Annotated in this window: 8 protein-coding genes and 1 pseudogene; 3 read left to right on the plus strand and 6 right to left on the minus strand. The window is 64.9% G+C overall.

Annotated elements, in window-relative coordinates:
* Positions 1-897 (minus strand): carbohydrate kinase family protein (locus tag V7116_RS23655; protein ID WP_324394459.1); only part of this gene is annotated, 897 nt, incomplete at its 3' end.
* A gap of 1 nt (position 898) precedes the next feature.
* A complete protein-coding gene (locus V7116_RS23660; protein ID WP_324394460.1) occupies positions 899-1,753 on the minus strand; it encodes a class I fructose-bisphosphate aldolase in 855 nt (284 codons plus the stop codon).
* Between the two features lie 385 nt (positions 1,754-2,138).
* Between V7116_RS23660 and V7116_RS23665 the strand changes: the two genes are divergently transcribed.
* The 3 genes from V7116_RS23665 to V7116_RS23675 all read left to right on the plus strand — a co-directional run bounded on the left by V7116_RS23665 (position 2,139) and on the right by V7116_RS23675 (position 5,848).
* A complete protein-coding gene (locus V7116_RS23665) occupies positions 2,139-2,405 on the plus strand; it encodes a hypothetical protein (RefSeq protein WP_324394461.1) in 267 nt (88 codons plus the stop codon).
* A gap of 147 nt (positions 2,406-2,552) precedes the next feature.
* Positions 2,553-4,406 carry a translational GTPase TypA gene (typA, locus tag V7116_RS23670; RefSeq protein ID WP_324394462.1) on the plus strand — a complete coding sequence of 618 codons (1,854 nt, stop codon included), beginning with the start codon at positions 2,553-2,555 and terminating at the stop codon, positions 4,404-4,406.
* A 398-nt stretch (positions 4,407-4,804) separates the two neighbouring features.
* Entirely contained in the window at positions 4,805-5,848 is a 1,044-nt protein-coding gene (locus tag V7116_RS23675; RefSeq protein WP_324394463.1) for an SIS domain-containing protein, read from the plus strand.
* A gap of 171 nt (positions 5,849-6,019) precedes the next feature.
* On the opposite strand, the gene V7116_RS23680 is transcribed toward V7116_RS23675, so the two are convergent.
* The 4 genes and pseudogenes from V7116_RS23680 to V7116_RS23695 form a co-directional block, all read right to left on the minus strand.
* Positions 6,020-7,153: a sortase gene (locus tag V7116_RS23680; RefSeq protein WP_324394464.1), complete on the minus strand. Its 1,134-nt coding sequence runs from the start codon at positions 7,151-7,153 to the stop codon at positions 6,020-6,022.
* A gap of 5 nt (positions 7,154-7,158) precedes the next feature.
* Positions 7,159-7,989, minus strand: coding sequence for a class I SAM-dependent methyltransferase (locus tag V7116_RS23685; protein WP_324394465.1), 831 nt, complete (start codon positions 7,987-7,989; stop codon positions 7,159-7,161).
* A 101-nt stretch (positions 7,990-8,090) separates the two neighbouring features.
* A complete protein-coding gene (gene murJ / locus V7116_RS23690) occupies positions 8,091-9,761 on the minus strand; it encodes a murein biosynthesis integral membrane protein MurJ (RefSeq protein WP_324394466.1) in 1,671 nt (556 codons plus the stop codon).
* A gap of 374 nt (positions 9,762-10,135) precedes the next feature.
* A pseudogene (locus V7116_RS23695) lies at positions 10,136-10,392 on the minus strand (hypothetical protein); the annotation flags it as partial.

The following is a 10,392-nucleotide window of genomic DNA, read 5'->3' on the forward strand; positions in this document are numbered from 1 at the left end:
GATGGTCGCGTCGCCGGAGCCCGTCGTGCCGACCAGCGGCTCCGGGCGGAAGCACGGCGCCCACAGCTCCCGGCTGCGCCAGCCGTCCCCGTTCAGGAACGGCGCGCCCTCCGGCCCGGTGCGCAGATACAGCCCCCGGTCGCCCATCTTGATCACGACCACGCGCGCGCCCAGATCCAGCACGCGCTGCGCCAGATCGGACACCACCGCGTCGGACCACTCACCGGGCTTCAGCATCGTGCCGTTCAGCATGAACCACAGCTCGTCCACGCTCGGCAGAAAGACATCCACGTACGGCAGCGCGCGCTCGAGCACCAGCGGCCAGTTGACCTGCCCGCTCGGCCCGCTCGGATCGGGCAGCGCCATGTCCAGCGACGTGATCGTGTCCGTTTCCTTGACGCGCCGCACCATCTCGACCAGCCCCGCGCCCTCGTTGATGTACATCTGGCGCATGAACGGCGGATAGCCGAAGTGGAACAGCCGCACGTCGTGCAGCCGGTCGTAGGGCACGTCCTCCACGCCGAAGGTATGGTTGGCCCCGGCGCAATGCATGAAAAACCGATCCGTGCGCGGCGGGCTGATCACCACCGTGTACGAGCTGGTTTCGCCCGGCGCGACGATCATATCTTCCGCCAGGGCGGGATCGTCCTCACGGATCAGGCGCAAAATGATCTGCCCGAACGGGTCGTCGCCCACCTTGCCCATCAGGCTGGTGGCGATGCCCAACCGGTGCAGGTTGCGCCCCGTGTTGGAGACGGAGCCGCCCGTTGCCAGCAGCGCGGGGCCGATCTCGGCGAGCGACCCCGGCGCAAAAAACGACTTCAAATCGGTCGCGGGGATCTGCGGAATAATGTCCAGGCAGATATGCCCCGCCACCACCGCCTCGACGCGGGTCATGTCAGCCGCCCAGTTCCGCCAGCGCCTCGTCCACGCTCAGGCCGGTGTGGATCATGCGGCTCAACACGCCCATCATCTGGCGCGGATCGGGAGCCTGGAACACGTTACGCCCGATGAACATACCGTTCGCGCCCGCGTCCAACGCGCCCTGTACCATCTCCAGCGCCTCGCGCAGCGAGTCCGTCTTCGGCCCGCCCGCGATCAGGATCGGGCGGTACGCCGCCGCCGTCACGGTGCGGAACGTCTCCGCGCTGCCGCTGTAGTCGGTCTTCAGGATGTCCGCGCCCAGCTCCGACGCCATGCGCGATCCGAGCGCGATGTAGTCCGCGCTGTAAATGTCGTGATCGGCCCGCTTGCCCCGCGCCATCGGCTCGATAATGCAGCCGATGCCCAGCGCTTCGCACTGCTCCGCCATGCGCGCCACGTCCTCGACCTGCCGCGCTTCGGCATCGGGATCGTCGTAGCCGATGAACATGTAGGTCAGCACGGCGTCCGCGCCCATCCGGGCCGCGCCTTCGACCGTCGAGATCATGCGCCCGCGCCCTTCTTCAGAGCCGAGCGCTTCCGGCGAGCGCCAGCGGTTGGTCCAGTCCACGCGCAGGATCAGGCCCGGTGCGCCGCGCCCGGTGAACACGTGCGCGAACATGCGCGCCGTGCCGGGGCCGACCAGGAACGCATCCGCGCCCGCGTCCGCCAGCGCTTCGAGCGTTTCGCCGGGGTGCTGCACGCCGGGGATCGCGCCCAGGTGCACGCCGTGGTCGAAGGCTACCACCGCCGCGCGGTGATCGGACGGGTTGAGGATGCGCCCAATGCGAATCGTCTTGCCGGGATTGTTAAACACGTAAGGGGAAGCCATGAATGAACTATCCTTCCACGAAGGGAACCGGGGCCGTTTCCAGAATTTTGCCCTTTACGGTGCTCGCGCAAAGAAGGGCGCATCACAATACGCCCCATCGAAGCTGCATCGTCTCTGTTTTCACGCTGCGTTCGGGGCAGCAAACAGGCGTGTCCAGGTCGCTATCCACCGTTTAGTTTAATGACACAACAAAATCATTTCTTTGTCAAGCAGAAGCGGATTCATGTCCTGTGCGCGGCTGTCATAGGTCATTTTGGCGGCTCAAAACCGTCGTCATTCGCCGTCCGATCCCGGGAATTTTTGACACGCCCCGGCATGAGGCGTATAGTCCCGCGCGATCAGCAGGCTGGCCGGGATCACCCCGGATCGTTGGAGATTCGCTTCAATGGATGTCGAGCACCGCGTCGTGATGGAAGTGCGGCACGTCCCGCGCTACCGCCTCATGATCGCTTTGCAAGAACTGGGCGCGGAAATGGTCGATGTGGCATCGGTGATCGCGCCGCGTTGGGCCGCGCACATCGAGTCGCTGGAGCCGGACATCGTCGGCATCGTCGAGGTCCCGCGCGACCGGCTGGTGATCGAAGGCGTGCGCGTCGAGGTCGAGCGCGTGCACTCCTACATCCTGCGCCAGACCGAGCGCTACCGCCGCTAAACGCGTGCGGACCGGCCCCGATCCGCGCCGCCAGCGTCCCCCTGGTAAAACTGCACCTACTCGACTCACCTCCCGATCTGATAAAATAGAGGTGTTTCCGAAAAACCTCCCCATCGAACGCCAATCAATCTGTAATGAGGAAGACCTGTGGCGCAAACCCGATCGGACATTCGCAACGTTGCTATCATCGCGCATGTTGACCACGGCAAGACAACGCTGGTGGACGGCATGCTCAAACAGGCTAAAGTATTCCGCGACACGGCCAACGTCGGTGAGCGCATTCTGGACAGCAACGCGCTGGAACGCGAGCGCGGCATCACGATCCTGTCAAAGAACACCGCTGTCACCTGGAACGGCATCAAAATCAATATCGTGGACACCCCCGGCCACGCCGACTTTGGCGGCGAGGTCGAGCGCGTGCTGAATATGGTCGATGGCGCGCTGCTGCTCGTGGACGCCGTAGACGGCCCCATGCCGCAGACGCGCTTCGTGCTGCGCAAGGCCCTCGAACTGGGCCTGCGCGTGATCGTGGTCATCAACAAGGTGGACCGTCCGCACGCCCGCGTCGAAGAAGTGCTCAACGAGACGTTCGACCTGTTCATCGAACTGGGCGCGACGGACGAGCAGGCCGAATTCCCGGTGGTTTACGCCGTCGGGCTGGAAGGCTACGCGGGCTACACGCCCGACGAAGTCGAGGATAATCTCGCGCCGCTGTTCGAGACGATCCTCAAGGAAGTGCCCGGCCCACAGATCCACCCGGACGACCCGACACAGCTTCAGGTTACCACACTGGAATACGATAACTACAAGGGCCAGATCGGCGTCGGGCGGCTGCTGTCGGGCGCGATGCGGCGCGGCATGGACGTCGTGCGCTTGACGCCCCAGGGCGAGCGCCAGACGGGCAAGATCGTCTACCTGTTCACCTATCACAACCTGTCCAAACAGGAAGTGGACGAGGTGTTGGCGGGTGACATCGTGGCCTTCGGCGGCTTCGAGGATCTGGGCATCAGCGACACCATCGCGGACCCAATCGTCGAAAAGCCGCTGCCGCCCATCAGCATCGAAGAACCGACCGTGCGCATGACCTTCGGCGTCAACACCTCGCCCTTCGCCGGGCGCGAAGGCAAAACCGGGTGGGGCACGTCACGCCGCCTGCGCCAGCGCCTGGTCGAAGAGACCCGCAGCAACGTCGCCCTGCGCGTCGCGGACGGCGAATCGCCGGATCGCTTCGTGGTCAGCGGGCGCGGCGAGCTGCACCTGGGCATCCTGATCGAAACGATGCGCCGCGAGGGGTACGAGTTCGAGGTCAGCAAGCCGGAAGTGATCTACCACACCGACCCCGACACGGGCGAAACGCTGGAGCCGATCGAGGAAGTGTACATCGAGGCAGCCGACGAGATGGTCGGAACGGTAGTCGAGCTGCTCGGGGTGCGGCGCGGCATCATGCAGGACATGCGCAGCCAGAACGGCACAACCTTCCTGAAGTACCTCGTCCCGACGCGCGGCCTGCTGGGCTTCCGCGCCCACTTCATGCGCGCCACCAGCGGCCTGGGCCAGATCAGCAGCCTTTTCCACGGCTACGACTCGATGGTCGGGCCGATCCCGCGCCGCCAGTTCGGCAGCCTCGTCGCTTGGGAAGCGGGCGTCGCGGCGCAGTATGCGATGACGCACACACAGCAGCGCGGCACGTTCTTCATCGAGCCGGGCGCAGAGGTCTACGAAGGCATGGTCATTGGCGAGCACATCCGGCCTGAAGACCTGGCCATGAATGTCACCAAAACCAAGCAGCTCAGCGCGATCCACACCAAGTATTATGGCGAGGAGCTGCGCCTCAACCCGCCGCGCCAGATGAGCCTGGACGACGCGATCGAGTTCCTGTCGGAAGACGAGCTGCTCGAAGTGACGCCGCAGAGCCTGCGCATCCGCAAGCGCATCCTCAACAACGAGGACCGTATGAAGGAACAAAAGCGCCGCGAGAAGTTGATCGAGGGCGCGGGCTAGCTCCCGCCGCGCGAACCCAGATTTTCGGAGGGGCGTATTGTTATGCGCCCCTTTTTTTGTTGCGCTGCGCAGAGCGCCTCACGCCCGGCCCCTCTTCAATCGGATTGGAGCGGGGAGACAAGCAAAATCACCGAGAATTTTATAGGGGCGGGTTTGCACCCCATACGCATTAAGTGAAGTCTTTTCGAGGGGAACACCGTCTTTCGTAGGGGCGGGGCTTGCTCCGCCCGTTGTCTTCAAAGCCGGGTAGGGCAAGCCCACCCCCTACGAAGAACACACCGGAAACACCCAATGAGGCCAGTTAGTTACCTACCCTAACTTTCTTTTTGAGGTATGATTATGCGGCGGGCAGCGTGCACCTTGCCCCCTGGATTTGTATGAAAGGACCCCACTCGCAAATGGCTACCCATATCGAACACGAAATCGCCCAACAACCCGACGTGCTGAGCAACCTGATCGCTGCTGAAAAGGATCACGTCGTTGAAATCGCCCGCCGCATCAAGCAGCTTCAGCCGAAATATGCCGTGATCATCGCCCGCGGCACGTCCGATAACGTCGCGCGCTACGGGCAGTATATGTTCGGCGGGCTGGCGGGCCTCTACGCCGGGCTGGCGACGCCGTCGCTGACCACGCTCTACGACGCCACGCCGCGCTTCGACGACGCGCTGGTGATCGGCGTTTCGCAGTCGGGGCAGTCCTTGGAACCGACCCGCGTGCTCGAACAGGCGCACGCCCAGGGCGCGGTGATGACGCTCTCGATCACCAACGATCCCACCTCGCCGCTGGCGCAGGTCTCCGACGAGCACATTGCGCTGCACGCCGGGCCGGAAAAAAGCCTCGCCGCGACCAAGACCTACACGGCGTCGCTGCTGGCGATTGCGCTGCTGGCGGCTGCGCTGGGCGAGCCGGACGGCTGGCAGGACGAGATCGCGGAAGTGCCCAACTGGGCCGCGCAAACCCAGTCCATGCACCAGGGCACGCGCGCCGCTGCCGCCCGCTATACGTTTATGACGCACTGCGTCACGCTGGCACGCGGCTACAACTACTGCACCGGCTATGAGATCGCAATCAAGCTGAAGGAACTCAGCTACGTCGCCGCCGAAGCGTACAGCTCCGCCGACTTCCACCACGGGCCCAAGGCGATCGTGTCTCCCGGCTTCCCGCTGATCGCCATCGCGCCGGAAGGCAAAGCGCTCGACACCATGCGCGAGTCGCTGGACACCTTCGCGGGGTCGCAGGCGGATCTGGCGATCATCTCGAACGTGCCGGACGTGCTGGAACGCGCCAACCTCGCGCTGCCGATCCCGGCGGGCATTCCCGAATGGCTCAGCCCGATCATCGCGGTGATGCCGGGCCAACTGCTCGCGTTCGGCCTGTCGGAAGCGCGCGGCGTGGAGGTTGATCACCCGCGTGGGCTGAACAAGGTGACGATCACGGAGTAACGCGGGGAACGTTCTGTGTGAATAAACATCGTAGGGTCAATTCATGAATTGCCCCTACAGACATTGCGTTTTTTGGTAGGGGCGTATCGCAATACGCCCCTACGTGATCATGTGCAGTTTTTGCGCTTTGTTTCGACTAACAACCGACCCCTGCAACCTATAAACTGTTCTTTAGCTCGCGCTGGAAAGCTCCCCGAACACGATCATACGCTTGTTGTCCACGCGGTACGGGTGGCACGTGATCAGCGTGATGTCCGCGACGTCGCCGCCCAGCACCCACACGTCATCCGGGTCCACGATCTGTTTTTCGCGCACGGTGTACGTGTAGCGCTGGCCGTTGCGCGACGTGATGATGATCTCGTCGCCCGGCTCCAGGTTTTCCAGATAGCGGAAAAGCTCGCCGAAGATGTCGTTGTGCGCCGACAGCACCATATTTTGCCCGTCGCCGGGACTGCCGCTGCCCGGCAGATGGCCGACGCCCTTTTGCAGCGTGTACCAGTCGTCGCCCTGGTAGACGGAGGCATTCACGCCAATCGCGGGGATTTCGATCTGCGCGGGCGCGGGACTGTTCGCGGAGGGTGTGGGCAGCGCGGACTGCGGCGCGTTGATCTGCGCAGCCACGGCGGGGCGCACGCTTTCGGGTACTTCGTCGTAATTGAAGACCGCCACGCCATTGGTTTCGTCCGGCGAATAGTGGCCGCTCGGCAGCACGTACGACGACACGCGCAGGTCCGGCGCGGGACTGGGCGTCGGGCGCATCGCTTCCGCGCCCTGCTGGATCTCCGCCGACTTCTGCTGTAGTTCGTCGATCTTATTGTTTTCGATCAGCACGAGGTAAACGCCGATCCCGATCACGACCAGGATGCCCAGCACGCCGACGACCTCCACGGCCATCAGCACCCGGTCGAAGGCCGAGCGGCGGCGGGCACGGACCTCGCCCGAATCCGGCGATCCGAGCGGCACAGCCTGCGGTTTGCGCCGCGTCCGGCGGACCAGCGGCTCCGGTTCGGGGTCGGGATCGTCCTCGAAGCGCGGCACATCGTCGGTGATGTCGTACGTCACGGGCAGTTCCAGCGGCTCGACTTCCGCCGCCGCCTCGTGCTGCTGCGGCACGATCTCCGGTTCCGGCTCCGCGTCCTCGTCCGGCTGAATCTCGGACGGCAGCGGCACGTCCGGCATGGCAACGCGCCGTCCCTGCGTCTCGTAGCGGCGCAGGCGCTGCTGGCGCGCCTCCCGCTTACGGATCACCAGGATGCGTTCGAGTTCCTCGATCGACAGCTCATCGACAGGCCGTCTGTCGCGCATAGAAATTATCTCACCGCCTGAACAGGCTCACCCGATTTGTACGCCACGGCAAAGATCTCGCGCTCGAAAAACCAGCGGAACGGCGGCCAGTGGAAGAAGGCATAGCGCAGTCCGGCCAGCACGGGATTCTCGTGACGGTGCTGCGGCGGCGAATCGAGCCAGATGTGCCCCTCGAACCCGGCCTGGCGCAGCGCGCGTTTCATGCTGAGCATCGACTGCTCGTTGACGTGCACGTCCTTGTTGTGCTCCACCAAAAACTGCCGGGGATCGGCGGGATAGGCGTCGCCCTTGCCGGTCATCCGCCGGAAGAACCGCACAAACGGATAGGCGTAGCGGTCGTACCAGATGTTCGGCGCGGTGTGGATGATCAGCCGCCCGTCGTCCTTGAGCACACGGCGCGCCTCGACCAGCGAAGCGTGCAGCTCCCAGGGATGCAGGTGCTCCACGATGTCGAACATCAGCACGCGGTCGAAGGCCCCGGTCGGATACGGGTACAGCTTCGCGTCGGCCTGAGCCAGCGCCATGACAGCGGAAGCCTGATCCGGGTCGCGCTCGATCAGCTCGCGCGAGAGCTTGATCGCCGCGTGCGCGTAGTCGAAGCCGTAGGCGTCCGCACCCAGGTGCGCGCAGTGCCGCACGATCTCGCCGCGTCCGCAGGCCACGTCGAGGACTTTCATGCCCGGGCTGACCGCCGCCAATTCGAATGCCGCCTTGAGCCGCCGCGAAAGCTGTTCGCCCTCGCTGGCGATGAACTCATCATACCCTTCGCAGGCAGTGAGGAAATATTCCTCGGTGTACAAATCAGATGGCAGTGGTGCGGGCCGTTGATCGGTCAAGACGGTTTCCCCCATGACGAGCGTAATTTTGCGCGATTATACAAAGCGGCCCACCCGTGCGCCACCGGATCGGGCCTGCGCGGGCGTTCCTGAGCGAGCCTTTAGACACCGAAGCGCCGCAGCAGGCCGCGCACGAAGCTCCATTCTTCCAGGCCCAGGTACGAGGCCAGGAAGCTGTAAATCACCAGCCCGGCCCCGCCCGCCGCGCCGACGGTCAGCGCGAAGCCGATCAGCGAGCCGGGCAGCAGGTGTTCCAGCACCAGCGCGATCCCCCACGCGACGCCGCCCATGATCGCGGCGGCGAAGCTCGCCCGTGCGACGGTGCGCAGCAGGTGCTGGCGTCCGTAGCCGTCCAGCTTATGCCACAGCAGCCGCGCCGAGATCCCCGTGTGAATCAGGTGCTTGACGGAGTCCGCGACCATCAGCGCGAAGAAGCTGTACCACGGCAGCAGCACGATCGCCACGACCATATACGCGCCCAGGCTCACCAGCCCGATTAGCGCGGGCGTCAGCGTGTCCTGCTGCGCGTAGAAGGCATACACCAGCAGCAGATCGACCGCCGCGAACGGCAGCCCAAGCAAATACAGCCGCAGCGCCAATGCCGTCGTGGCCGTGTCCCCTGCCAGGAACTTGCCGTGCTGGAAGATCAGCCCGACCACCGGCCCGGCCAGCACAAACAGGCCCACCGCCGCCGGGATGATCAGCACGATCGCCAGCCGCAGCCCCTGGCCGAGCGTATTGCGAAAGTGCTGCTTCGCTTCCGTCCCGGTCGCCACCGCCTGCCGTGAGAGCGTCGGCAGAATCGCGGACGAAATCGCAATCGCCACCAGCCCCTGCGGGAACTGGATCAGCGTCGTGGCCCAGTTCATGTAGGCGAGGCTGCCCTCGCCGGTTCGCGTGGCGAGGTTGTAGCTGAACGGGCGGTTGATCAGCACGTCCAGCGCCAGCGTCGCCAGGACGGGGATATACAGCACGCCGATCCGCCGCACGCCGGGGTGACTCAACGCGCCGCGCACGGAAATCCGCAGGCGGGCGTCGCGCAGGCCGGGGGCCTGGAGCAGCATTTGCACCACCGCCCCGACCAGCCAGCCAACCGCCGCCGCCGTGATGTCCAGGCGATCCGCCAGCGCGACGGTCGTCACGACGATGGTCCCGTTGAACACCGTCGAGGCGAAAGCGGGCCACGTGAAGCGCCGCAGCGCGAAGAGCACGCCCGACAGCACCGCGAACAGGCTCAGCGCCATCAGTGCGGGGGCCGTCACGCGCAGCAGCCGCGTCGCCTCGTCGATCACGTCCGGCGCGGTCTTGTCGCTGGCGACCACGCGGATCACGACCGGAGCCAGCAGTTCCAGCGCCAGCACCAGCACGCTCAGGCTGATCACGACCAGCCCCAGCAGGATATTGACCAGCCGCCACAGTTCCTCGCGGTCCTTGTGCTGCGCGTACTCGCTGAGCACGGGGACCAGCGCCGAATTGACGTGCCCGCCGATCAGCAGGTCGTACAGGCCGCGCGGCACGACCAGCGCCAGATTGAGCGCGTCCACGGCAGCCCCCGCGCCGAACAGCGCCGAGATGATCGTCTCGCGGACGAGTCCCAGCACGCGGCTGGTGATGTTGCCCAGGGCGATCACGGTTGTCGCGCGGACCATTCCGGCGGAAGGCGTATCCAGGGGAACGTTATCGCGGAGCGGGGCAGCAGCGGCATCGGTCATGGCCGCATCGATGTTTTCTTCCAGCACAGCGTCCTCGAATGCCCAGACAGGCAGCGGCAAGTCGCCATCACGAACGGCCTACTGTACCGTCAGCATCCCGAACGCGCCACAGCTGCAAGGTGATCGGTGGCGGAAAGGCAGTTTTTAGTCGTTAGTGGTCAGTGGTCAGTGGTCAGCGAGCGGGCACCGCAGAGGCGAGCATCCGGGGTAATTCGTAGGGGGTAGGGATGCGGTTTAACAAATACAGTCCGGTGACCGGTGGAAACCTCACCCCCGGCCCCTCCCCAATCGGATTGGAGAGGGGAGACAGGCAGGCCCAATGGGGTTTTGTAGGGCGGCGTGAGAATGCGGTGATCTCCGCGCAACAAAAAAAGCGCGCTCACGCGCGCCGGTCTTCCCTACCGACTAAAAACTACCACTGACAACTTGCTCTTTTACCGCATCACGCTGCGACGCAGCGCGCGCACCTTGCTCTGAAGCTGCTGGAAATAGTCTGTCTCGGTGATCTCGGACACCTGCTGGTCGCGCTGGGACGCGTTGATCTCGATGCGAAGCTGCTCGACCTGCTGCGTCAGGCGCACCTCGCGCCGCTGGACCTCGCGCCGCATGTCCTGAAAGCCGCGCGCCAGATCGCCCAGCTCGTCGCCGCGATCCGCCAGCGCCGCCAGCGCATCCGCCTCGCCGGGCGGGG

It is taken from the genome of Aggregatilinea sp., from assembly GCF_036822615.1.
In the GTDB taxonomy this organism is placed as follows: domain Bacteria; phylum Chloroflexota; class Anaerolineae; order Aggregatilineales; family Aggregatilineaceae; genus Aggregatilinea.

Excerpts from the sequence above, each read along its gene's own strand:
- V7116_RS23675 (WP_324394463.1), top strand. The coding sequence starts at position 4,805 with ATGGCTACCCATATCGAACACGAAATCGCCCAACAACCCGACGTGCTG.
- V7116_RS23660 (WP_324394460.1), bottom strand. The coding sequence starts at position 1,753 with ATGGCTTCCCCTTACGTGTTTAACAATCCCGGCAAGACGATTCGCATT.
- V7116_RS23665 (WP_324394461.1), top strand. The coding sequence starts at position 2,139 with ATGGATGTCGAGCACCGCGTCGTGATGGAAGTGCGGCACGTCCCGCGC.
- V7116_RS23680 (WP_324394464.1), bottom strand. The coding sequence starts at position 7,153 with ATGCGCGACAGACGGCCTGTCGATGAGCTGTCGATCGAGGAACTCGAA.